Annotated in this window: 21 protein-coding genes and 2 pseudogenes; 12 read left to right on the top strand and 11 right to left on the bottom strand. The window is 68.0% G+C overall.

The features are described from left to right. Nucleotides 1–49: 49 nt before the first annotated feature. Nucleotides 50–481 (top strand): DUF7878 domain-containing protein, encoded by a 432-nt coding sequence (locus OG842_RS37970; RefSeq protein ID WP_266643999.1) that lies wholly within the window; start codon nucleotides 50–52, stop codon nucleotides 479–481. A gap of 42 nt (nucleotides 482–523) precedes the next feature. Further along, complete coding sequence (locus OG842_RS37975; RefSeq protein WP_266735643.1) at nucleotides 524–1,291, top strand: transposase; 768 nt, start codon at nucleotides 524–526, stop codon at nucleotides 1,289–1,291. A 682-nt stretch (nucleotides 1,292–1,973) separates the two neighbouring features. Here OG842_RS37975 and OG842_RS37980 read toward each other — a convergent pair. From OG842_RS37980 to OG842_RS37995, 4 genes are read right to left on the bottom strand one after another with little or no spacing between them, the layout of a single operon-like run. Continuing rightward, the gene (locus OG842_RS37980; protein WP_266734355.1) at nucleotides 1,974–3,050 is read right to left on the bottom strand and encodes an ABC transporter ATP-binding protein; all 1,077 of its coding nucleotides are present in this window, start codon (nucleotides 3,048–3,050) and stop codon (nucleotides 1,974–1,976) included. Then, the gene (modB, locus tag OG842_RS37985; protein WP_266734353.1) at nucleotides 3,047–3,907 is read right to left on the bottom strand and encodes a molybdate ABC transporter permease subunit; all 861 of its coding nucleotides are present in this window, start codon (nucleotides 3,905–3,907) and stop codon (nucleotides 3,047–3,049) included. Before modB ends, OG842_RS37980 begins: the two co-directional genes overlap by 4 nt. Further along, nucleotides 3,904–4,722 carry a molybdate ABC transporter substrate-binding protein gene (gene modA / locus OG842_RS37990; protein WP_266737224.1) on the bottom strand — a complete coding sequence of 273 codons (819 nt, stop codon included), beginning with the start codon at nucleotides 4,720–4,722 and terminating at the stop codon, nucleotides 3,904–3,906. Before modA ends, modB begins: the two co-directional genes overlap by 4 nt. A 35-nt stretch (nucleotides 4,723–4,757) precedes the next feature. Continuing rightward, nucleotides 4,758–5,144: a TOBE domain-containing protein gene (locus tag OG842_RS37995; protein WP_266737222.1), complete on the bottom strand. Its 387-nt coding sequence runs from the start codon at nucleotides 5,142–5,144 to the stop codon at nucleotides 4,758–4,760. 138 nt (nucleotides 5,145–5,282) lie between these two features. Between OG842_RS37995 and OG842_RS38000 the strand changes: the two genes are divergently transcribed. Continuing rightward, nucleotides 5,283–5,753, top strand: a complete 471-nt coding sequence (locus tag OG842_RS38000) for a molybdopterin-dependent oxidoreductase (RefSeq protein WP_266734352.1) — start codon at nucleotides 5,283–5,285, stop codon at nucleotides 5,751–5,753. Here OG842_RS38000 and OG842_RS38005 read toward each other — a convergent pair. Next, nucleotides 5,701–6,519, bottom strand: coding sequence for a pyridoxamine 5'-phosphate oxidase family protein (locus OG842_RS38005; protein ID WP_328512617.1), 819 nt, complete (start codon nucleotides 6,517–6,519; stop codon nucleotides 5,701–5,703). The genes OG842_RS38000 and OG842_RS38005 overlap by 53 nt on opposite strands. Between OG842_RS38005 and OG842_RS38010 the strand changes: the two genes are divergently transcribed. Then, a complete protein-coding gene (locus OG842_RS38010; protein ID WP_266734350.1) occupies nucleotides 6,518–7,207 on the top strand; it encodes a M24 family metallopeptidase in 690 nt (229 codons plus the stop codon). The genes OG842_RS38005 and OG842_RS38010 overlap by 2 nt on opposite strands. On the opposite strand, the pseudogene OG842_RS38015 reads toward OG842_RS38010, so the two are convergent. From OG842_RS38015 to OG842_RS38025, 3 genes and pseudogenes are all read right to left on the bottom strand, one after another. Then, a pseudogene (locus OG842_RS38015) lies at nucleotides 7,183–8,624 on the bottom strand (xanthine dehydrogenase family protein molybdopterin-binding subunit); the annotation flags it as partial. The gene OG842_RS38010 and the pseudogene OG842_RS38015 sit on opposite strands and share 25 nt — an antisense overlap. A 311-nt stretch (nucleotides 8,625–8,935) precedes the next feature. Then, the gene (locus tag OG842_RS38020; RefSeq protein ID WP_266734349.1) at nucleotides 8,936–9,328 is read right to left on the bottom strand and encodes a hypothetical protein; all 393 of its coding nucleotides are present in this window, start codon (nucleotides 9,326–9,328) and stop codon (nucleotides 8,936–8,938) included. A gap of 170 nt (nucleotides 9,329–9,498) precedes the next feature. Beyond that, a complete protein-coding gene (locus OG842_RS38025; RefSeq protein ID WP_266734348.1) occupies nucleotides 9,499–10,266 on the bottom strand; it encodes a class I SAM-dependent methyltransferase in 768 nt (255 codons plus the stop codon). A 239-nt stretch (nucleotides 10,267–10,505) separates the two neighbouring features. Between OG842_RS38025 and OG842_RS38030 the strand changes: the two genes are divergently transcribed. The 3 genes and pseudogenes from OG842_RS38030 to OG842_RS38040 form a co-directional block, all read left to right on the top strand. After that, complete coding sequence (locus tag OG842_RS38030; protein ID WP_266734347.1) at nucleotides 10,506–11,003, top strand: hypothetical protein; 498 nt, start codon at nucleotides 10,506–10,508, stop codon at nucleotides 11,001–11,003. A 728-nt stretch (nucleotides 11,004–11,731) separates the two neighbouring features. After that, nucleotides 11,732–12,364 carry a hypothetical protein gene (locus OG842_RS38035; RefSeq protein ID WP_328512696.1) on the top strand — a complete coding sequence of 211 codons (633 nt, stop codon included), beginning with the start codon at nucleotides 11,732–11,734 and terminating at the stop codon, nucleotides 12,362–12,364. Nucleotides 12,365–12,481: 117 nt separating this feature from the next. After that, nucleotides 12,482–12,643: pseudogene (locus OG842_RS38040) on the top strand (transposase); the annotation flags it as partial. 49 nt (nucleotides 12,644–12,692) lie between these two features. On the opposite strand, the gene OG842_RS38045 reads toward OG842_RS38040, so the two are convergent. Next, the gene (locus OG842_RS38045) at nucleotides 12,693–13,142 is read right to left on the bottom strand and encodes a hypothetical protein (protein ID WP_266734346.1); all 450 of its coding nucleotides are present in this window, start codon (nucleotides 13,140–13,142) and stop codon (nucleotides 12,693–12,695) included. Nucleotides 13,143–13,571: 429 nt separating this feature from the next. On the opposite strand from OG842_RS38045, the gene OG842_RS38050 reads away from it, so the two are divergent. Next, on the top strand, nucleotides 13,572–17,978 hold the full coding sequence (locus OG842_RS38050; RefSeq protein ID WP_266734345.1) for a S8 family serine peptidase: 4,407 nt from the start codon (nucleotides 13,572–13,574) through the stop codon (nucleotides 17,976–17,978). Nucleotides 17,979–18,241: 263 nt separating this feature from the next. Here OG842_RS38050 and OG842_RS38055 read toward each other — a convergent pair whose 3' ends face one another. Continuing rightward, a complete protein-coding gene (locus OG842_RS38055; RefSeq protein ID WP_266734343.1) occupies nucleotides 18,242–18,388 on the bottom strand; it encodes a hypothetical protein in 147 nt (48 codons plus the stop codon). A gap of 32 nt (nucleotides 18,389–18,420) precedes the next feature. Between OG842_RS38055 and OG842_RS38060 the strand changes: the two genes are divergently transcribed. The 4 genes from OG842_RS38060 (at nucleotide 18,421) to OG842_RS38075 (ending at nucleotide 20,413) form a co-directional block, all read left to right on the top strand. Beyond that, complete coding sequence (locus tag OG842_RS38060) at nucleotides 18,421–18,588, top strand: hypothetical protein (RefSeq protein WP_266734342.1); 168 nt, start codon at nucleotides 18,421–18,423, stop codon at nucleotides 18,586–18,588. Between the two features lie 348 nt (nucleotides 18,589–18,936). After that, nucleotides 18,937–19,263: a DUF6233 domain-containing protein gene (locus OG842_RS38065; RefSeq protein ID WP_328512618.1), complete on the top strand. Its 327-nt coding sequence runs from the start codon at nucleotides 18,937–18,939 to the stop codon at nucleotides 19,261–19,263. A gap of 48 nt (nucleotides 19,264–19,311) precedes the next feature. After that, nucleotides 19,312–19,653 (top strand): MazG nucleotide pyrophosphohydrolase domain-containing protein, encoded by a 342-nt coding sequence (locus tag OG842_RS38070; protein WP_266734340.1) that lies wholly within the window; start codon nucleotides 19,312–19,314, stop codon nucleotides 19,651–19,653. 547 nt (nucleotides 19,654–20,200) lie between these two features. Further along, nucleotides 20,201–20,413 (top strand): hypothetical protein, encoded by a 213-nt coding sequence (locus OG842_RS38075; protein WP_266734338.1) that lies wholly within the window; start codon nucleotides 20,201–20,203, stop codon nucleotides 20,411–20,413. An 847-nt stretch (nucleotides 20,414–21,260) separates the two neighbouring features. Here OG842_RS38075 and OG842_RS38080 read toward each other — a convergent pair. Then, a complete protein-coding gene (locus OG842_RS38080; RefSeq protein ID WP_266734337.1) occupies nucleotides 21,261–21,758 on the bottom strand; it encodes a hypothetical protein in 498 nt (165 codons plus the stop codon). Nucleotides 21,759–21,953 lie beyond the last annotated feature (195 nt).

Here is a 21,953-nt window from a genome sequence, read left to right on the forward strand (position 1 = left end):
TGCATGGCCTGGAGGTGTAGCGGGCCTCGGATTTCATGGAGGCCGAGCGGTGAGGTTCGTCTGCCGGAGCTTTGGACTGTCGGATCTGCCGCGGCGCGGTCTCGCCACACACGAGGCTCCCCTGGAGCTGCTTCTCCTCGACATAGAGGCAGAGCTGTCCATCTGGGAAGAGGGGAGGGCGGTGTGGTCCGAGGAAGCGTTTCCCGTGGCCGAGCTTGCTTACCACCTGGCGCGCTGGCTCCAGAGTCCGCTCGCCGGCCAGGAGGGTTTCAGGTTCGACTCGATGCAAGCGGATGCGGGACTGATCCGCATCGTGGGCTCTGATGGAGGTTGGCGAGTCGGCTCCGACTTCCAGCCCGACTGCTGGACCTCGCCCATCGTCTGGGATGTTCTCGTGGCGGAGATCAAGGAGTTCGACCGCTCTGTGCGTGAGGGCGTCGCTGCGATGGGTATCGAGCCGTCCTTCATCCCAGAGGTTTGACGGCTCTTCCATCCGGTCGGGACGGGATGGAATGATCATGACGTGGCTGGTGTGATCACGGCGTCAGAGCCGTCTTGGATAGGCCCGTTCACCGGGCTGAGCCCGCGCCAGTTCGCCAAGTTGGTGACCGCGCTTCGGCGCGACGGAGCGGACGCGATCCGCAAGGGGCGTCCATGGGGTCTTCCGCTGGAAGACCGAGCGTTGTTGATCGCGGTGTACTGGCGCACGAACTTGACGATGCGCCAGCTTGCCCCGCTGTTCGGGGTGTCGAAGTCGGCGGCAGACCGCATCATCGACCATCTCGGCCCGTTGCTCGCACTCCAGCCGCGCAAGCGGTTCCGGAAGGACACCGTGCTCATCGTGGACGGCACCTTGGTGCCCACCCGGGACCACACAGTGGCTGAGCAGTCCAAGAACTACCGGTACTCAACCAATCACCAGGTCGTCATCGACGCCGACACCCGGCTCGTCGTCCTGGTTGGCCAGCCTCTGCCCGGCAACCGCAACGACTGCAAGGCATGGGAGGAATCCGGTGCCAAGGCCGCCGTCGGCACCACCACGACGATCGCTGACGGGGGCTATCCGGGCACCGGACTCGTCATGCCCCACCGGCGACGCAAAGGCGAGGACCTGCCCGACTGGAAGCAGGAGCACAACCGTTCACACAAACAGGTCCGGGCCCGCGTCGAGCACGCCTTCGCCCGCATGAAGACCTGGAAGATTCTGCGCGACTGCCGCCTGAGAGGAGACGGCGTCCACCACGCCATGGCCGGCATTGCCCGCCTGCACAACCTCGTCCTCGCCGGATAGGCGAACGGACCGAACTGGGACAGCATCGCGCCTGGCCACTCCGAGATCAATTGCGGGACAAGCCTTAGGCGCGCGCAATGTGCTCTGGTGAGGCGGGAGAAATTTGGTTGGTCATCAGAAAGGCTCTGCTGCCCCTTCCGTGTCTCGTTTCAGTTGCTGTTTGCGGAATAGCACAATTACATCCGGTGGGCCCTGTCGAAGGTCAGTCACCGAAGCCATGAAGGAGTTGGCTGGTCGGCTGCCCCCTGTTGTGGATTCGCACGAAGGGCAGCACTCGGTGGACCCTTCTGCGAATGGCCGTGGCCGCCTCGGGCCGGTCTGCGCCCCTCGACTCAGGCGCGTTCGCGCTGGAACACCCACTGGCCCTCAAGCCCCGGTGCGACCGCGCGGCGGCGCAGGCCGCGCCACTGTCGACCAGGGCGCGACCCTCGGTGTGCTGCGGGGCGGGCAGGTTCCAGCCGGTGGTGGGGATGAGGATGTGCGAGACGGTGAGAACGGCGGGGCGGTCCTTGATCTCGGGCTCGCAGGCGTGGCAGTACCTGTCGTCATGGTCCGCGTAGTCGTACTCGTTCGTCCAGCCCTGCCAGGGGTGGCGGGGGCGTCGGTCGGCGGGGAGGTCGCTGTACCGCAGCGGGACCGAGACCTTCAGAAGCAGATCGCCGTCTCCGGTCCTTGCGCGTTCTCAGACGAGATACGCGTGGGTCTGCACAGCCTTCACCGTCGCCCAGACCTCCGCGCCCGGATGCAGGCCGAGCTCGGCAGCAGCGACCGCGGTGAGATCGGCAGCGAGCGGGAGATCGCCGGTCAGGGCGGCGCGGATCTGGTCGCCATGGGTCTCCAGGCCGGCGACCTCGCAGCGCCAGAGGTTGCGGGCGCTGGAGCCGCTGGGGCGGCTGCGGTGGAGGGTGATGGCGCTCGGGGGGAACGCCACGAAGACCGGTCCGGACAGGATCTCCGCGGTGGTGATGGCAGGGCCGGTGTCGAGGCGGACCGTGTGGCCGTCCGCGTGGCCCCGGTAGAGGTTGAGGCCGACGAGCTGCGCGATGTAGTCCGTACGGGGGTGGCGGGCGATGTCGGCTGGGCTGCCTTCCTGGACGACTTCGCCGTGCTCGACCACGACCAGGCGGTCGGCGAGGACCATGGCGTCGAGTGGGTCGTGCGTGACGAGTACGGCCACTGCTTCGAACTCTGCCAGGTGGCGTCGGAGTTGGGTGCGGACCTCCAGGCGGGTACGGGCGTCGAGTGCGGCGAGGGGTTCGTCCAGGAGGAGCAGGCGTGGGCGGGTGGCGAGGGCGCGGGCGAGGGCGACGCGCTGCGCCTGGCCGCCGGAGAGCCGCCGGGGCTTGGCACCGGTGTGATCCGCCAGTCCCAGGCGGTCGAGCCACTCGGCGGCCTGCGCGCGTGCCTCCGCCTTGGTCGCCCCCTGGCAGCGCGGCCCGAACGCCACATTGTCCAGGGCGGTCAGGTGGGGGAAGAGGAGGTAGTCCTGGAAGACGACGCCGACCGGGCGGGACTCCGGAGGTGTACGCTCCAGCGTCGTGCCGTCCAGCCACAGGTGACCGCCGGTGAGCGGTGTCAGGCCGGCCAGCGCGCGCAGCGCCGTGGTCTTGCCGGCGCCGTTCGGGCCGAGCATGGCGACCACCTCGCCGGGCGCGACGGTCAGCGCCACGTCGAGGCGGAAGGCACCGCGGTCCACCACCAGTCGGGCGTCGAGCCCGTTCGGGGCAGTGCCGGTGTGGAGGTCGTGAGTTTCGGTCATCCGGCGGTCATCCAACGGTCGCGCAGTCCGGCCAGCACCGCGATGGACACGGCAAGCAGCACCAGGCTGAGGGCGATCGCCGCCTCCGGGTCGCTCTGCAGGGCGAGGTAGACGGCGAGGGGCATGGTCTGGGTACGGCCGGGGAAGTTGCCGGCGAAGGTGATGGTCGCGCCGAACTCGCCGAGCGCGCGGGCCCACGCCAGGACCGCGCCGGCTGCGATGCCCGGCGCGATCAGCGGGAGTGTGACCCGGCGGAACGCGGTGAAGCGGGACGCGCCCAGAGTGGTCGCCGCTTCCTCGTACCGCGGGTCGGCGGCCCTCAGTGTGCCCTCGACGCTGATGACGAGGAACGGCATCGCCACGAACGCCTCCGCCACCACGACCCCTGCCGTGGTGAACGGCAATGTGATGCCGAACCAGGCGTCCAGCCACTTTCCGACGATGCCGTTGCGGCCGAGCGACGTCAGCAGCGCCACACCGCCGACGACCGGCGGCAGGACCAGCGGGAGCGTGACGAGAGCGCGCACGAGGCCACGACCGCGGAACTCGACCCGGGCCAGCAGCCAGGCCAGCGGAACCCCGATGACCAGGCTCACGGCGGTGGCGGCGGTGGCACAGATCAGCGACAGCCGGAGCGCCTGCCACACCTCGGCGCTGGTCAGCTGCTCGGGCATGTTGCGCCACGGGGCCCGTACGAGCAGGGCGATCAGTGGCACGATCAGGAACGCCAGGCCGATCAGTGCGGGTACGAGCAGAGGCAGCGGTGCACCGCTGCCGCCACCCGTCCGGACGCGCCGACGCCGCGGCCCACCCCGGAGGGTGCCGGTCGCGGCGTCGGGCTTCGTGGTCGAGGTCACGGCTTCAGGAACCCGGCCCCGGTCAGGACCTTCTGGCCCTGGGCGGACTGCACCAGCGCGATGAACGCCTTGGAGGCATCGGCGTTGGGGGCGTCCTTGAGCAGGGCGATCGGGTAGTCGTTGACGGCGTTGGCCGATTCGGGGAACTCCACGCCCTCCACCTTGTCACCGGCTGCCTTCACATCGGTCTTGTACACGACCGCCGCGTCGGCCTCCTTCAGCTCGACCTTGGTCAGGGCACTCTTGACGTCCTGCTCGTACGAGACCGGGGTGAGCTTGAGACTGCTGGCGTCGAGGGCCTTCTGGGCGGCGGCGCCGCACGGCACCTCCTTGTCGCAGAGCACGACCTTCAGGCTCGACTTGGTGAGGTCCTTGAGGGAGGAGATCTTGTCGGGGTTGCCCGGCAGGGTGGCGATCTCCAGCTGGTTGCGGACGAAGGTGGCGGGCGTGCCGGAGGCGTCGCCCGCGTCGGTGACGATCTTCATCGTCTTGGGGCTGGCCGCGGCGAACACGTCGGCAGGTGCGCCGCCGGTGATGCTCGCGGCGAGGGAGTCGCTGCCGCCGAAGCTGAAGGTCACCTTCGTACCCGGGTGCTGCTTCTCGAACTCCTTGCCCAGGGTCGTGAAGCTCTCCTTCAGCGAGGCCGCGGCGAACACGGTGACCGTGCCGGACAGCTTGTCCGAGGCGGAGGCCGAGGCGGAGGAGTCCGACTTCACCGACGAGGAATCGTCGGACGAGGAGCAGGCGCTCAGTGCCAGCAGCGCGGCGGTGCCTGCACCAGTCATCTGCAGGGTCCGGCGTGCAGTACGGGTTATCACGGGTCCACTCCCTCTGGTCCTGATGGACATGTCTACGGTCTGTCGACGACCACGTTGGTCGACTTGATCACGGCAATCGCCGGAACACCGGGCTCCAGCTTCAGCTCCTCAGCCGACTCGCGGCTGACCATCGCCACCACCCGGAACGGCCCGGCCTGGATTTCCACCTGTGCCGACACGTCGCCGAGGATCACATCGGTGACGATGCCGGAGAAGCGGTTGCGGGCCGATGAGCCCGTGGAATCCCGCTCCGCACGGTGCAACTGCCGGGCATAGGCCGCGAGGGCCGGCCCGGGGATGATCCGGCGGCCGGTCTCGTCGCGTTCGGCGGTGATTTTCCCGCCGTCGACCAGACGCCTCACGGTGTCGGCACTGACGCCGAGCAAGGCGGCCGCGTCCCCGATCCGGTAGGTGTGCATGCGCTGATGATAATGCCGCAGATGCAAGGTGAAAGTCTTCTGTGTCTTCGCATGAGCCGGAGCCTCGATCTTTTTGGATTGCATGTGCGTTTGTACGGGATGGGCATCCGGGTATGGGCATCCGGGAGGTGGTAGCCCATGAGTCATTCCACTGCATTGGCGGACACGATCGCGGAACTCGCCCTCACCGGAGATCTGACCCGTCCGGCCCGCCTGACGGTGGCCGATCTGCTCGCCTGGCCGCAGCACGAGGCCGACGTCAGCTTCGAGTGCGCCACCAGCGGCACCCAGCACCACCGCTTCACCGGGCCGCTCCTGCACGACGTCCTGTCGACGGCCGGTCCCCTCTTCGACCCCGCCCGCCGCAAGGACCGCCTGCGATTCCTGATCGCGGTGTCCGGCGCGGACGGCCACCACACCCTGCTGTCCTGGGCGGAGATCGACCCCGATTTCGGCCGCGCGCCCGTACTGCTCGCCGCCACCATCGACGGCACGCCGCTCGACCGCGCCGGCGCCCAACTCGTCCTGCCCCAGGACCGCTGCGGCGCCCGGCACATCAGCGGCATCGACGCGATTCGCGTGGACGGCGGCTACGCCTCCTGGGCGTGACGACCCCGCCCGCGTCCGCCTGGCCCCGTCCGCCGCCGCGCGCCGTCAGGGCCAGAGCAGTTCGTGGCGCCAGGTGGACTGTCCGGCCTCGGCCCGGCGGTACACCCATCCGGTGGTGGACACGGTCGATGCTCGCCTGCCAGAACCCCACCTCGGTGGGGGTGATGGCGTAGAGCGTCCAGCTCGGCGGGCACGGTACTTCGTCCGGATGGGCCGCGCCGAGGCGCTCGAACTCGGCCAGCACATCCTGCCGGTCGGCGAGCGGGCCCCGACGGTGCAGGTGGGCAGCGAGGCAGGAGCCACGGCCGCGCTCGGCGATGTCGCCCTCGGAGGCGGCCCGGCCCCGGTCGGCCGCGGTCCCCACGATCCGTACCTGTCGTCCCACGGAGGGCCGGTAGAAGTGGGCCGACAGATGTGGATTCTCGGCGATCTCCGGGCCCTTGCGGCTGTCGGCGGGGTCGCGAAATACACGTACCCGTCGTCGATGTCCTTGACGATCAGGACCCGGCTCGACGGGCCGACCCGTACACAGGCTCATGGCATGCGGCTCCAGCTGCCCGGCCGCATCCGCCGGGAGGATCCACTCCGCCACCAGTGGAAGAGGGTTGTCCGGGAACTCCTTCTCGCCGAACGCGGCAGCCTCCACGCTCGCGAAGACCGGGATCGACCTGAGTCTGTTGCGCATCGCCCCACTCACGCGCCAGCACCCTACCCGCACCGGAATCCCGTTGCCCGAGGCGATCCGCATGGCTACGGTCTGCTCCATGGCTGATGACGAATCCACCCGCTCGGCACGGCTGTTGGACGCCCAGGCGAAGGCCGCGCGGCTCTTCGCGGAGATCGAGGAACGCGGGCTGGTCGCGCCGGGCGAGGGGGAACGGGAAGTCAGCGACCGGATCCGGGACCTGGCGAACGAGCTGTTCGGCACGACCCGGCACTGGCACAAGCGCATCGTGCGCTCCGGGCCGAACACGCTGATGCCGTACCGGGAGAATCCGCCGGACCGGGTGATCGGCGCGGACGACATCGTGTTCGCCGACTTCGGGCCGATCTTCGAGGAGTACGAGGCCGACTTCGGGCGGACCTTCGTCCTCGGCGGCGACCCCGTCAAGCACCGGCTGTACGAAGACCTCCCGAAGGTCTTCACGGCGGGCCGCCGCTTCTTCGAGGCCGACCCGGAGATCACGGGCGCGCGGCTGCACGCCGAGGTCGAGCGGCTGGCGGCGCAGGCCGGCTGGGAACTGGGCGGCTGGCATGCCGGGCACCTGGTCGGGGAGTTCCCGCACGAGTGGATCGACGGAGCGGACACCGAGTCGTACATCGCGGCCGCCAATGACACCCCGATGCGGCGCACCGACAAGGCCGGGCGCCGCTGCCACTGGATCCTGGAGATCCATCTCGTCGACCGTGACCGGGAGTTCGGCGGTTTCTACGAGGAACTGCTCACGCTCTGATCCGCCAGTGTCAGCCACACCTGGTCGCGGGTGAGCGGGAGCCGGGTGAACCGGACGCCCGTCGCGTCCCGGAGTGCGTTGGCGATGGCAGGAGCGACCGGGTTGAAGGGGCTCTCGCTCATCGACTTGGCGCCGAGGGGGCCGATGGCGTCGGCCGTCTCCATGAAGTGGACCTCGGTGCGAGGGATGTCGGCGTACTGGGGGAGCCGGTATCGGCGGAAGGCAGCCGTCTCGACCTCGCCCCGTTCGTCGATGTGGACGTTCTCGAAGAGGGTGGCGCCCAGCGCCTGGGCGACGCCGCCCTCGACCTGGCCGCGGCTGCATCGGGTTCATGACCTTGCCCGCGTCGGTGGTGTGCACGCTGCGCAGGATGCGGATCTCCCCGGTGTCCGGGTCCACGGCGATCCGGAACCACTGCGCGTTGAAGGCGACCGAGCGTGGGGTACCGCTGAAGTGTCCGTCGGCGGCGACGCCGACCCCGACCGTCTGCGCGGCTGCGTACAGCTCCTTGGGCAGAAGGCGTCCGCCGGGGCGGAGCACTGCCTCCTCGGTGAGCCGGCAGTCGGCGTGCGGGACGCGCAGGTGGGCGGCGGAGAAGTCGAGAAGCACATCGGCCAGGGCGCGTGAGGCACGGAGGGTGGCCTTGCCCGCGACCACGACGCCCGTCGAGGCGAAGGCGCCCGTGGCGTGCTTCACGACGTCCGTATCGAACTGGCGGACGGTGATGCGATCGACGGTGGTGGCGAGCTCCCCGCTGCGATCTGGCGGTGCACGGCGGTGGTGCCGTTGCCGAACTCCGCGGTACCGAAGCGCAATTCGGAACTTCCGTCGGGCAGGAGGAAGGCCAGTGCGTCGGCGATGTGGCCGCCGGGCGGGCCGGTGGCGATCATCGCCAGGGCGGTGCCCTCGCCGACCAGCCAGTTCTCGGGGACGGATTCGGTGGCAGGCTCCGCCTGGGCGCGGCGGACGATGGCAAGGCATTGGTCGAGGCCGTAGCCGGCGATGTACCGGTCCTCTTCCTCGCCGCCCGGGGTGATCACCGCCTCGCCCGGCTCGATGATGTTCTTCGCCTTGAACTCCAGAGGATCCATGCCGAGGGCACGGGCGAGCTCATCGAGCGCGGACTCGACGGCGAACATCACCTGACCGAGGCCGTAGCCCCGCAAGGCACCCGCCGGGACGGTGTGGGTGTAGACGGCGTAGGCGTCGACCTTCTTGTGCGGGGCGCGGTGGACGGCCGTCGACTCGCCGACGCTGTGGAACATCACCGCCGGGCCGTGGTTGCCTACGCGCTCGTGTTCGACACCACCCGCAGTTGCAGCGCGGTCAGCGTGCTGTCCCGGCGAGCGCCGACCTTCACGCCGATGATGAAGGGGTGCCGTGTGGTCGCACCGCAGAACTGAGCCCTGCGCGAATACCGCCATGCTGTCGCCCAGGGCATCACCAGCCCTTACAACAACGCTTCGGCCAGAGAACTCGCTGGAGACTGGAGCAGCCCCGACGGTGCTGAGGTGGCCCTGGAGAGGGATGGGTCTGTATCACCTCAAGCGAACGTGACCGGGTCGACACCCAAGTCAAGGTGATCTCCGGATACGAGAATCTTGCCAGAGCCACGTTCACTTGTACGCCGACCCCTGCCTCAAGAACCGCCGGCTGTTCGACGAATTCGCCGCTTTCCCGTCTTCGGGCGAAGCCCTTGGTGCGGCGGCCGCATAGGCCGAGGATCGATCAAGCCGGAGGCTCCACCCAGGGAGCCAGACGTTCCCCGACCGCCAGATTCTCGCGCCAGTACCGGAAGACGGTTCCCTGGACGATGTCGAGCTGCCCGGCCGCGACCAGGCCGGAGGCGAGACTCGACCCGCCCGCATCGGCCTCGAAGGCAATCAGTACGGGAGATGTCTCACCGACCTGCCGGGCAATGAGTCGGAGCTCGTCAGGCGTCGGCGCACGGAACACCGGTTCCTGGAAGACGGCCGGGCACGTGACGAAGACCGGGTCGCTGAACACCAGCTCCAGGCCGTGGGCATACGAAATGTCGTGCCCGGCGCCCAGACGCAACCGCCCGGGGTCCCAGGCAACAATGCCCCAGTCCCACCATGACCCTTCGGGAAGCTCGATCACGGCTGGTGCCCGCTCTGGACCGAACCGTCAATCGGGAATCACCAAGCCAAGTTCACGCAGTCGCGGAAGACAGACCTCCAGGCACGCCTCCAGAGAGACGGCGTCCGTGCGAACCAGGAGATCATCCCGAAACGGAGCCCCGCTGCCCTCCCGTGCCGGGGTGGAGGCACCTACTCACCGGCGCGGGCCACGAGCAGCGGCTGGAAGAAGCCGGTCTCCTGCGGCATCCGCCATTCGGGGTCGACGAACCCGGCCTCGGCTGCGAGGCCGGCCAGCCGGTCCTGGCCGAGTGCCCAGTAGGTGGTCCGGCGGACCTGGACGCGCCACTCTCCGCCTGCCGGAAGGAGTTGGAAGTGTTCCAGGTCGTAGTGCTCGCCGTCGTCGTGCCAGTGCCAGAGCTGGAACGTGACGGTTCGTTCTTCGCCGTCGGCGGTCCGGTGGACTTGTGGAGGTGCCGAGGCCGGGCGGTCGCGCAGCAGATCGTCGTAGGGGCGTGTGCTGACCAGTAGCAGGCCGGCGGGACGCAGCACGCGGCGCATCTCGGTCAGGGCGGCGTGCACGTCCTGCTCAGTCAGCAGGTGAGGCAGCGAGTTGTCGGCGCATACGACGGTGTCGAACCGGCCGTCAGGAATCGGGAGGCGTCGCATGTCGGCGACGGCCGTGCACAGGCTCAGGCTCCGGCGGGCGGCCTCACAGGCAGCGCGGGCGGCGGCGCGGGGGCTGAGGTCGGTCCCGGTGACGCGATGCCCGTGCAGCGCCAGGCCGATGGCCTGCGTACCGATGCCGCAGGAACAGTCGAGGACCGCTGCACGATCCTGGCCGATCAGGGCGTCCAGGGCGCCCCCCTGCCGACGGACGCTCGCGTCCCAGTCCGAATAGATCAGGTGGTAGTCGTCGGCCAGTTCGTCGTAGAAGTGCGCCACCGGTGTCTCGGGCATGGCCCGAGATTACCGTGCCTGCTTTCCCGGAGGTGCCGGTCATCCCCGCGACCGACGCGAACGCCCTCACTGACGGCAGCACCGTCATTTCCCGTGAACATCTGCGAGCGAGTTGATCGCCAACTGCTGTTCAACTCAGGTTCTGGTCCAACTTCTGTGGAGCTCTCACGCTCTGTAACGTCTCGGGACCGGATGGCCCTTCGTGTCTCGTTGACAGACCTGTTTGGGATCATGCCCGCATGGACTTCGACCTCGCCCCACCAACCGGCTTTGGCCCATTGCGGATCGGTATGACGCGGCAATGGGCCAATACGGCGCTGGACTCGCTCCGCGATCTCTCCGCGGTCTCGGAGTCCGACCGGTCGGGTCAGCACGTCTTCCGTCCCAGTGGACTGATGATCAGCATCCACTGCACGCGAGACATGCTCGAAGCCGTTGAGCTCGGGAGGCCGTCGAGGCAGACAGACCGAGTCATCTTCCGGGGCCTGGACGTGTTCGCAATCCCGGCCCGCGAGCTGGTGCAACGCATGAGCCAGTACACCTCGATCGAGGCAGACCCCGACGATCCAGCGTCTTTCATTGCCTCTGACCTGCTCCTGAGCTTCTGGCGCCCGTTCGCAGCCGACGACGAACCAGAGGAAGAGCAGGGCTACTACTTCAGCTCGGTCCTGCTGGCACGGCCTGGCTACTACGACACCCCTGCTCAGACTGCGGAGCGACTCCAGCAGAGCTCGTGACGGGCCCGTCAGGATGCCGACTGGACTCGTTTCCGCAAGAGGCCGAAGCCGGCCCGGCCGTGCGTGCTGCCGGACGGGCCACCATCTTCATCACCCATTACCCATCGCCTGGCCAATACTTGCCTCGCCGACCGCATCATCGTGCTCAACCAAGGCCGTATCGAGCAAATGGATACGTACGACGAGTTGGCGCATCAAGGGCTATTCACGAACTCCTCAAACTCCAAGAAGACCGGTGACCCAGTAAGCCCCGCGCGCAATCGAATTCCAGCGAGAGCCATGGATCCACCGGGAATTCTGTCGGAATGCCGGCCCGAAAACACTTCAGCCCGTCTCCCGGATGGGGACGGGCTGAAGTGTTTTGCTGTGTGGGCCCAGCGGGAGGTAGAGGGTGTACACGAGCTGCCGCATCCAGCTTCAACACGCTGCCTGGCCGCCGCTCGGAGATCCGGTGCGGCTACGGACGTACGCCCCGCTTGCCCTGCGCCCTGAGGACGCTCCTGCCGCTTGCTTCCCCGTACGAGAGATGTGTACGGGGCGCCCCGCTCTCACCGATCCGGTCGACTGCGCCCTGGACATCGCGGCCACCCGGGCCGGAAACGAACTGGCCGCTCCTGGAGCATCCCCTGCGCAGACGCGAGAGGAGCCCGGATCCCCCGTCGAATCCCGGGGTCGTAATCGGGAGGCGATACGGGCGGGGGATGCGGAACACTTTGCCCGTGATCGTGATGCAGCCCGTCCTGGAGATATACGAACCTGACGGCTTCGACCTCTGGCCTGTCGCCGAGGTCGAGTCGTTTGGCTTTCTGCCTCTCAGCGGTGAGCTCTCACCCGCCGAGGTCGGGTCGGCGGTGAGGCGTATCGCCGGCTGCAATGACATCGACCCCGACGGCGACCGCCCGCCTCGTCCGGTCGACGCACTTGGCTCGTTCCTTCACGGACTGCTGACGTTCGACAACCTCGTCGCCGCCGGCGGCCTGCGGGTCACCGACGACTCCACAGGCGTCACCTTCCTGCCTGGCTGCTGTGATGGACTGGAGGACTGGCGCGACTGGCACCAGTTCATCGACGGCGGCAGCCTGCTCGGTTTCGGCCACGACCCCGTGTCACCGGTTGCGGAGCGTTTCGGCGACACCGTCCGGCTCACTGTCAACGCCGAGCAGAGCGGCAGTCCGGTGATCGAGCTGTCCGTCGCCGCGTTACGCAAGCTGCTCGCCGGTGCCGAGCGCGATCTGGCCGACTTCCTGGCGCTGGCAGCCGATTGGGCCTCCAGGCACCTGCCTGGCCACTGCGCACCCGTCACAGCCGCCCTTGCCCGCGTTGTCGACCTTTCCGCGCCAGCCATACCGCCGGAGGCGTAGGACGGTGGGCTGGCTTCGCCGGCCAAGGCGGGGCCCTGGATTGTCATGGTGTGCGATGCGGTGAGCATGTTCGCGTGTGCCTTGCTGGGCACTTCGACGTGCACACCGACAGACATGGAGGGGTTCGTGGTGCTGCCCAGGCGCTGGGTGGCAGAGCGCACGTTCGCGTGGCTGATGCGTTCGCGCCGACTGGCCCGGGACTACGAGAAGTTGGCAGCCAGGAGCGAGGCGGTGATTCGGTGGTCGATGGTCACGCGGATGGGCCGGCGTCTGGCACGGTCACGGGCCGTCGATCGATGCTGCATGCCCCCGACGTCTCTTGTAGGAGCTACCCGCGCTTCGCCGGCCGCCGGGCCTTCGAGCGCACCCCCTCGACCTTCGCCGACGTTGCCTCCAAGCCCGGCTGAACCGTGATCTCCCTGAACTTCAGCGGCCCTTGGCCCGCGGGCTGCCGCTTGTCGAGCACGCCCGGAATCCGCCTGTAGTCCAGCGCCAGCACTGTCACCGGCAGTCCTTCGCGCCAAGGCGGCACGATCGAGCCCGGTACCGACGCAGGCGAGGACACGGTTTCCGTCCCCGCCTCGGTCACGGCCGTGGTCCTGGCAGCCGAGGCCGCCAGGGCCTCGACCAGCTCCTCCCGCGCGATCACCCGCCGGTCGAGCTCGATCGTCGCAGCCTCCAACACCTCAGCGCGCCGGGCGACTTCCTCCCACAGCCCACCCACCCGAACCCGGGCCGATGTCTCCCGCTCCTCCAGCACTCCCGGCACTGACGCCATCGCGCACCCCTCGATCACGGAGCCGAAACAAGACGCCGCATACCTCCCTCATGCCGAGCTAGACCATGCCTGACCAGCAGAAATCAAGCGATCACGTTCGGTTGGGATACGGACTTTCAGAACAGGCCCAGGTGGCCGGTGAGTTCCACCAGACATGTGGATGCGCGGAATGCGTGGATGAACTGCTGGGTTCTGGGCGAGCAATCCGCACCGATGGCGGGTGCTGAGGGACCTCGCCGACATGGTCGACCGACTGGGAGCAGTGGATCCGCTCCGAGTGTGGCGGGCATTCGCCATGGCGGACATCCGCCCTACTCGGTCCGTTGATCCTGCCCGGACCCAACTGCGAGATTGGCCAGGCGGCTCAGGTGTTCTCGTGCCTGCGGGTTTGGCCGCACTGTTCTGTTTCACTCCTTGGTTAGGAGCACGATGGCGCGACGAAGACGAACAGGTGCGATTGCCGCGGCGTCGGCCGTGTTGATCGCCGCGGCGCTGATTGCGCCTGCGGCCGCAGCCGCCGACCCGACCAACCGGACTGGCTCCGGGAGCGCTGGCGCGAGCAAGGCCGAGCCCGCTGATCCCGACGGGCCACAGGGGCCGGGTCGGTCGCCCCTTGCTGGGCTCGACGACCGGGCCGGGCGCGACAACCCCGACTCGATCTACAAGGCGGGGAAGACCGACGAGTTTCAGCCGCTGACCGACGAATTGCTGTCGGATACTGCGGCCGAGAAGCTGGGCAACGCCGACACCAGGCTGCTGCAGCAGGCGCAGGCGTCGAAGAAGAAGTCTGTCACGGTGTTGATGCTGGCCCGGAAGGGCGCGACCGAGGACGTCGTCGCCGCGGTGGAGAAGGCCGGCGGGACTGTCGGGTCGGTGACCGGAAAGGTCGGCTACGTCCGGGCGACCGTCCCGACCGACAGCGTGACCACCTTGGCCGGTCTTCGGTCGGTCGCGGCGATCGACCTGAACCGGACGTACAAGGTCCCGGGCCCGGATCTGGGCGCCGCGGGTGCGAGGAAGGCGGCAACGAAGGCCGCGGGGCCGACCGCGCCCGGCGCGAACACGCCCGCCGACAACCCGTACCTACCGATCAACGAGACCGGCGCCGAGGCCTTCGTCAAGGACAACCCGGCCTGGGACGGGCGCGGCACGGTCGTCGGCGTGCTGGACACCGGCGTCGACGTCGAGCATCCCGCGCTACAGACGACCAGCAACGGCAAGCCCAAGATTGTCGATTGGGTAACCGAGACCGATCCGGTCACCGACCGCGACGGCAGCTGGGTGCGGATGTCCACCACCAAGACGGGTCCGACGTTCAGCTACCTGGGCAAGACCTGGACGATCCCGGAGGGCACGTTCCAATTCGGCGTGTTCTACGAGAATGCGACGGCCGGGAGCGACTTCGAGGGCGACCTCAACCGGGACGGCGACACCCTGGACTTCTACGGGGTTCTGTACGACCCGACCACACACAGGATCCGGGTCGACGGCAACAACAACCAGGACCTCACCGACGAGACACCGATGGCCCCGTTCGCGGTCGACCGCCAGGTCGGCCACATCGGGAGCGACGACCCCGCAACACCGCAGAACGAGCGCATCCCGTTCGTCGTCGAGCACCGCGACAACGTCGATCTCTCCCCGCTCGGCGGCAGCAACGTCGGCAAGACCGCGAACTACGTGTCCATCGGGTTGCCGGTCGCCTCGCACGGCACCCATGTGGCGGGGATCACCGCCGGCACGTCGATGTTCGGCGGCCAGATGCACGGCGCCGCGCCGGGCGCGCAGATCGTGTCCGCCCGCGCCTGCACTTGGGGCGGTGGCTGCACCCAAGCGGCACTGACCGAGGGCATGATCGACCTGGTCACCAATCGCCATGTCGACGTCGTCAACCTTTCCATCGGTGGGCTTCCCGCATTGAACGACGGCTCCGACGTGATCGCCGCGCTCTACGACAAGCTGATCGACAACTACGGCGTGCAGATCATCATCGCCGCCGGCAACGACGGCCTCGGCACCAACACCGTCAGCTCGCCGTCCGTGGCGGGCAAGGCCATCTCGGTCGCCGCGTCCGTCAGCTCCGACACCTGGTGGGCCGGCTACGGGTCGAAGGTCGCCACCAAGCAGGGCATCTTCGGCTTCTCCTCCCGCGGCCCCGCTGAGAACGGGGCGCTGGCACCGCAGGTGTCTGCGCCCGGCGCAGCCATCTCCTCGATCCCGATGCGGCTGTCCGGTGAAGCCGTCCCCGAGGCCGGGTATTCGCTGCCGACCGGGTACGGCATGGCCAACGGCACCTCCATGGCAGCCCCGCAGGTCGCCGGAGCAACGGCGCTGCTGCTATCGGCCGCCAAGGCCCATTCGCTGACGGTCAGCCCGGCGGCGCTGAAGACCGCTCTGGCCGGCACCGCCGACCCGATCCCCGGCGTCCCGACTGCCGCGCAGGGCGCCGGCATCATCGACACCGTCGCGGCCTGGAAGCAGCTCAGCGCCGGCATCAACACCAATGAGCTCACTGTGTCGGCTCCCGTTTGCAGTTCGCTGTCCGGCCTGCTCGCGACTCCGAACACCGGCGTCGGCATCTACAACCGTTGTCTGCCAACGGAAGGCGGCCAGGTGACCGGTGCGCGGAAGACCTACAAGGTCAGCGTCACCCGGACCGGCGGTGCCGCAAGGAACGTCGTGCACCGGATCGGTTGGATCGGCAACGACGGCACGTTCAGCGCCCGCGCGGCAATGCCCCTGAAGCTCGGAAAGGCTGCCGATATCACGGTCGCCGCGACCGCGACGACCTCCGGCGTGCATAGCGCGATCCTGACCATTGACGACCCGGCGACGGGCGGCATCGACCAGTTCGTCGCCGTCACCGTGCTGGCGACCAAGCCGCTGGCCAAACCCGACTACGCGGTCACCAGTTCCGGCAAGCTCGGCCGAACCGGAACCACCTCGCTGCTGGTGCCCGTTCCCGAGGGCGTCGAAGCACTGCAGCTGACCCTGGGCGGGCTCGCCGACGGCAGCCAGGTCCGCGCATTGCCCATCGACCCCGACGGCATGCCCGCGGACTCCAACGCCAGTTCCCACTGCTACACCAACTACACCGACCCGGCGAACTGCAACGCCACCGCACGACCGGTGTACCGACCCAAACCCGGCATCTGGGAGTTCGTGATCGAGTCTCGCAGGACGTCTCCGGTCGAACAGAACCCGTACACAGCGAAGGTTTCGCTGCAGGGCATGTCGTTCGATCCGGGGACCGTCACAGTCGACAAGGTGACGATGAACTCGCCGAAGAATGTCGGCTCGACGGGGACGAACACCTTTGGCCCCGCGATCGCCCACGTCGCAACTGGCGAGATCGGCGATGTCCGCAATTTGTTCTCGACGGTCTCGCAAGGCGAAATCACGTCCAACATGCTCTATGTTCCGCGTCAGACGACCCGGCTCGACGTGACGCTGACGCCCAGAGAAGCTGCCGATCTGGACTTCTACGTGTATTTCAACGGCAGGCCTATAGGCCAGAGCACTACGACCGGGGACTTGCCCGAGCACATCGTCATCGATGATCCACAGCCGGGTACGTACTTCATCGTGGTCGCGGGAGTCGCCGTGCCCGGAGACAACGTCACGTTCGACTACCACCAAGAGATGTACTCGAAGGGCCTCGGCACGATTACGCCGAAATCCGACGCGAAGTACAAGGTTGCCACGGGCCAGTCGATGCCGGTCGACGGGGCAGTGGTCGTAAGCGCTCGGCAGTTGACCAAGGATCCCATGGTCGGCCGGGCCAGAGTGGCCAACAAGTACGGCACGATCATCGGGGCGGCGGACGTCAAGATCACCACTGTTGATGTCCCCCAACTCGATCTGGTCGGGTGGACCCCGCCATTCGTCGGCGCGGCTCTCAACGAGAGCGGCGTAGTCGCGGGGGATCGCCAGTACAACTCCAGGATGACGCCGACCATCTGGACGGCTGCCGACGGGTTCACCAACCTGGATCTTGCCGGGGGCAGGTACGGATCGGCTCTGGACCTGAATGACGGCCAGATCGCCGTCGGTATCGCGACGGACAGTGCATTGCATTATCTTCCCGCCCAATGGGCCAAGGATGGATCGCTCACCGTGCTCGGCGTCCCGGATTGGCGGCCCTATTCCAGCGGCTATGCGACCGCCGTGAACAACAAGGGGGTGGTCACCGGATTCTCCGAAGCAGTCGTCAAGGAGTCTGACGGCAAGAACCACAGCTACAGTGACGGGTTCGTGCGGACGCCGGATGGGCCGTTCAGCAAGCTGGCCCACCTGTCCTCGGATCTGACGGGAACTCAGCCGCGCGCCATCAACGATGCCGGAATGATCGTCGGTGCCTCGCGCACCGATGGCCATGTGCCGCACGCGGTCACCTGGGATGCGACGTCAGGTGTTGTTCAGGATCTCGGCACGCTTCCGGGACAGTCTTCGGCCCAGGCGAACGATGTGAACGCCTCCGGGACTGTCGTGGGGACCAGCGGTGACGACGCGTTCGTGTGGACCAAGGCCGGCGGAATGCAGCGCCTTGCCGACTACGGATACAACGCGACCGGCGAGAAAGTCACCGACGACGGGTGGATCCTCGGAACTGTCGAACTTTTCCCGGACGTTGCGGTGTCGGCGATGTGGGACCCGCAGGGACGGCTCTGGGATCTGTCCGGCATGGTGCCGCTCTCTGCCGGTGATCGATTCACGCCGACCTACAGCTTCGACATCAACGATCACCACCAGCTGATGGTCTACGGCGAGGGCGGCCCGAACGCCGCCTGGTCCAGCTCGGTGATGCTGAGGATCCCGGCAGGTCTGGGCAACTAGGCCCCGGCGCCACCTCGTCCCGTCGGGCCACCGCAGTCGGCGGCCCGACGGGACGAAGGCGTTCAAAGCCGGCCCCGGTCCCGCGCGTGCCAGCCGAGCAACACCCGGGATTCGGCGCCGGCCAGATCCATCAGCCTGCGGACCCTGCGCACAGCATGGTCCGCAGGCTGATCTCCAGTCGGGAAGCGACCGCGGCATCGCTCCTCCCGAGTCCAGGCCTGGGCGACGAGGCGCTGCTCGATCAAGCGTTGGAAGGGCTCGCTCTACTGGAAAGGGCGGTCAAAGCAGGCGAACAGGAACGCACTCAGATGCACCGACGGCTCGACCGTCTCGAACGTCAGTTGGGAGTGCTGCTCGCGGCGCACACCGAAAACAGAATCGACCTCGCCGGGACACAGCACTGCGAGCATCAGGGCCTGGCGAGGCGTACATCGAACAGACCATGTACGCCTTCGCCCGCCGCTACGCCGAACGGTGCGACCTCGTGTCGCACCGACAGAACCGCGAACGCGGGCCGAAGCTCAACACCACTCGGCAAGGGATGGACGGACATCCGGAGCCGGCCGCCGCTGTGATCCGCTTCCACGACGCGGAGGAGCCGCGGCAGTGAGCGCCGGACTCCTCTTCCACCGCCCCGGCGACGGCTACCGTGGTGGTAGACGCCGCCAGGAGGCGCCGATGAGCGTGCAGCCCGAGGAACACCCCGCCCCGCCGACTTCGGCCACCGCCGCCCAGCTGCGCGCGGATCGCCGCGCCGGGGCGTGGGTACCGCGTTCGAGCAGGACTGGGCACGGGTGTTGGAGGATGCCCGGCAGGGTTAGAGCCTCGCCCCGCTGTACGGGGTCGTGGACACGTGGCGGGTCCGGCTCGCCGCGGCCCCGGCTGTGGACGCGTTCCTGGAGGGAGGTTGCGACGACTCCGACGGCATGGACCTGGACCAGGTCCTCGGTCCGCGTCCGTGAGTGACCAGCTGTCCTGGTCCGAACGCCTGTCACCCCCTCCCGCGGCAGGCACTGTCGGTGAACTTCCCGATCACGCCCGCGAGACGCTCCGGGACGTCCTGGACATCGCCGGCCGCGACCTGTGGTCCTTCCCGCCGTTCGACCTGAGGACGTCCGTTCCGCTCGATGCCGATGCCGCAACCTCCTGTCGCAGCCGGTGGGCTGAAGTCGGGGGCAGCCTGATCTGGGTGATGCCGGGGAGGGTGAGAGCGGCCCTGACGAAGCCGGGCATCGAGCCGTGCCAGATTTGCAGGCCCGAGACGCGGCTGGATCGGTATGGCTGAGCGCCCCGGTTTCGGGGCAGGCTCCGAGGGGGACGGCGGGAGGCGTGGATGGGCCTTGATGAACTGCAGCAGCAGGCCATGCGAGTACATGATCTGTACGACCGGCTGAACCTGCGTGAACGGGGGCGGGTCTGGACGCGGGAAGAGTTCATGCTCGGTTTCATGGGCGATGTCGGCGACCTGGCCAAGCTGGTCATGGCCGAAGAGGGAGCTCGGGACATGCCGGGCGGGCGAGCGGCACTGGAGCACGAGCTCGCGGACTGTCTGTGGTCGGTGCTCATCCTGGCTCGCCGCTTTGATGTCGATCTGGAGACCGCCTTTCGTCGCACGATGACTGAGCTTGAGACGGCGATCAGTACTCGGCTCGACGGCGATGAGGATCCACCGTGAGCGCGAGGACCCGCTTCGGTCACAGGCGGGTGCAGGCCGTACGGACCGCCCGGCGCGCCTCGCGGGCGCCGGGCCGGCGGGAACGGTCCCGGGGACTTCCTGCGGGGCTGCTGTCGGTCACATGTGGTGAGCAGCGAGCATGCCGAGGTCTGCGGTGGCGGAATCAGGTCAAGAGCGCTTGGTGAGGACGATGTTGGCGCCGTGCTCCTTGTACTCCCAGGGGTGATCCAAGTGCGTGTGGGGCTGATGGTTCGGGCGAGGGCGGAGCCGCCGGTCCAGGAGGCGTACTGACGGACCAGGGGCGCCTCGCACCCCACCGGGCCGCCGTTGCTGTGCCGAAGCGCGAAGGCTGACACCAAGGTCGGCACTGACCTGGGGTTTCGCTTGACCGATGCACGGGAGTGGCGGGCCTGGCTTTCGCGGGCCCGCCCGGTGTCGCCCTGAGCGGTAGGCGCGGGGGAGAGGTGGACATGGTGCTTCTGCTCGCAGTGCCCGAACCAGATGCCGGCCCGGTTCACCACTCGGCTCAACCACGTCCTGGAACAGGGTGGGGCTCGCGCTGGCCGGGCGAGCCGGCGCCCGGTTGGCCGCCCAGCTGGGTTTCGAGGCGGCGACGAAGAACTTCACCGCCCGGGACTTGACCGGCGACCACGACGGCCGCAATTGCGCCGTCGTCCTGGGCGACGCCGTCGCCGAAGTCCTCAACAGCCGCGGCATTCTGATCGAGGTACAGCACCACCACCTCGAACCGCAGAAGTAGGCGTGCCCTGGACTGTCGCTAACAGCCCCGGACACCCCGCCATCAGCCATCCGTCGCCCCGCGAGCTCCATGCGGGGCGCCGCTTGCCGCAGGGACGACCCATGACCGCCGATCCGTACAGCGCCGCGCTCCCGCTCCCGCGGGAGACCCTCTCCCGCGGGAGACCCTCTCCGTCATCCGTCTGCTGGAGACGTTCGGAGAAGCCCGACCCCTCGGGCCTCCGACCCCGGACGAGCGGCACAAGACACTGCTGCGCACCGCCGAGCTGCTGGACCGCCTCGCTCTCACCGAACCGGGCGACCGCGCTCTGGACATCGCGGCCAGCCGCGCCGGGAACGAGCCGGCAGCCTTCGACCGCCTGAACAACACCGAAGGCAACGCGGGCAAGGGGGACGTCGGGCACGTACACCAGGCGCGCATACGCCGTGTGGATCGCGCATCCTCGCGAGCTGCCGGACTGACCAGACCACGCCGTAGCGGCTCTGAAAGCCCGTACGACGCGGCAGGAAGGAGTCCGCCGCTGGGACCGCATCGTCGAGCGGCCTCGCCGCCACGGCTGCTGCGTCCAGCCGATGTCGCGTACTTCCAGGCCGTCCGCGCAGGCCACGTACGAGATCCGGTCCGACCTTGTCGCGGTCGCCAAGTGCGCCGCGTTCCTCCTCAGGACTTCGACGCCGTCACCGCCGGACTCACGCACGAGTGGAGACCGGGGAAGGTCGAAGGCAGCGTCAACCACGTGAAAACGATCAAGCGAGCCATGTACGGACGGGCCTCGTTCCGACTTCTTCGGATCCGAATCCCCACCCGGTCGTGATCCGGCCCGCTGCTCGGCGTCTGCGGCTGCAGGTCAGAGCTGACCACTGATCCGTCCAGCCAGCCCTTCGAAGAACTCTCGGAGGTTGGCGGCGGCAAGGTCGAACTGGTCGAACCATGAGGCGGTGGTGGACCTCCAAACCCGCCCGGAGCCTGCCAGCGCGAACAGATGGCCACCGCCATCGCCGGCGAACACCAGGGCAGGCTCTTCTCCGTCGATCTGGACGGCCCCGTACTCGCGGAAGTCGCTTGCGACCGTTGAGGCTGGGTGGACGAAGTAGCCGCTGTCCACATCAGGCAGGGAGACCTCGCCGATCACCCAGTACATCGTCGTCAAGTCCGAGGGTGTCGGTGTCAGTTCCACGAGCTTTTCCGTCGCCCCATGGCTCTCGTTCGTCGCCCGCGCGACCACGTTCCTAGCGGGCGGGAAGCCGTGCCGCGCCTGGAACGACTGCATCAGTTTCGTGAGTGCCGCGTCCGTCTGCTCGCACCAGCCGCGGACCCATTCGGCTTCAAGCTGTTCATCAGCCACGATCGACCTCTTCGCACCCAAGAGGACTCGCTTTCCGCGAGTCCGGAAGAACATACAGGAGTGTTCACGCCGATCCGGTCAGAGGCAGATTCAAGGAGTCCCAACAGCTTCCAGAACAGAGGTGGCGGCAACGCAGTGATCTTGCTCAGGCTGCGCGCCTCCAAATCTCATTCCACCGCTCGGCCCGAGCTAGAA

This window comes from Streptomyces sp. NBC_00376 (genome assembly GCF_036077095.1).
In the GTDB taxonomy this organism is placed as follows: domain Bacteria; phylum Actinomycetota; class Actinomycetes; order Streptomycetales; family Streptomycetaceae; genus Streptomyces.

Bases quoted from the DNA above. Each gene is read 5' to 3' on its own strand.
- OG842_RS37980 (WP_266734355.1), bottom strand. From the start codon at position 3,050: ATGACCGAAACTCACGACCTCCACACCGGCACTGCCCCGAACGGGCTC.
- OG842_RS37995 (WP_266737222.1), bottom strand. From the start codon at position 5,144: ATGCACACCTACCGGATCGGGGACGCGGCCGCCTTGCTCGGCGTCAGT.
- OG842_RS38000 (WP_266734352.1), top strand. From the start codon at position 5,283: ATGAGTCATTCCACTGCATTGGCGGACACGATCGCGGAACTCGCCCTC.
- OG842_RS38010 (WP_266734350.1), top strand. From the start codon at position 6,518: ATGGCTGATGACGAATCCACCCGCTCGGCACGGCTGTTGGACGCCCAG.
- OG842_RS38005 (WP_328512617.1), bottom strand. From the start codon at position 6,519: ATGGAGCAGACCGTAGCCATGCGGATCGCCTCGGGCAACGGGATTCCG.
- OG842_RS38025 (WP_266734348.1), bottom strand. From the start codon at position 10,266: ATGCCCGAGACACCGGTGGCGCACTTCTACGACGAACTGGCCGACGAC.
- OG842_RS38030 (WP_266734347.1), top strand. From the start codon at position 10,506: ATGGACTTCGACCTCGCCCCACCAACCGGCTTTGGCCCATTGCGGATC.
- OG842_RS38035 (WP_328512696.1), top strand. From the start codon at position 11,732: ATGCAGCCCGTCCTGGAGATATACGAACCTGACGGCTTCGACCTCTGG.
- OG842_RS38045 (WP_266734346.1), bottom strand. From the start codon at position 13,142: ATGGCGTCAGTGCCGGGAGTGCTGGAGGAGCGGGAGACATCGGCCCGG.
- OG842_RS38050 (WP_266734345.1), top strand. From the start codon at position 13,572: ATGGCGCGACGAAGACGAACAGGTGCGATTGCCGCGGCGTCGGCCGTG.
- OG842_RS38055 (WP_266734343.1), bottom strand. From the start codon at position 18,388: ATGCTCGCAGTGCTGTGTCCCGGCGAGGTCGATTCTGTTTTCGGTGTG.
- OG842_RS38060 (WP_266734342.1), top strand. From the start codon at position 18,421: ATGTACGCCTTCGCCCGCCGCTACGCCGAACGGTGCGACCTCGTGTCG.
- OG842_RS38070 (WP_266734340.1), top strand. From the start codon at position 19,312: ATGGGCCTTGATGAACTGCAGCAGCAGGCCATGCGAGTACATGATCTG.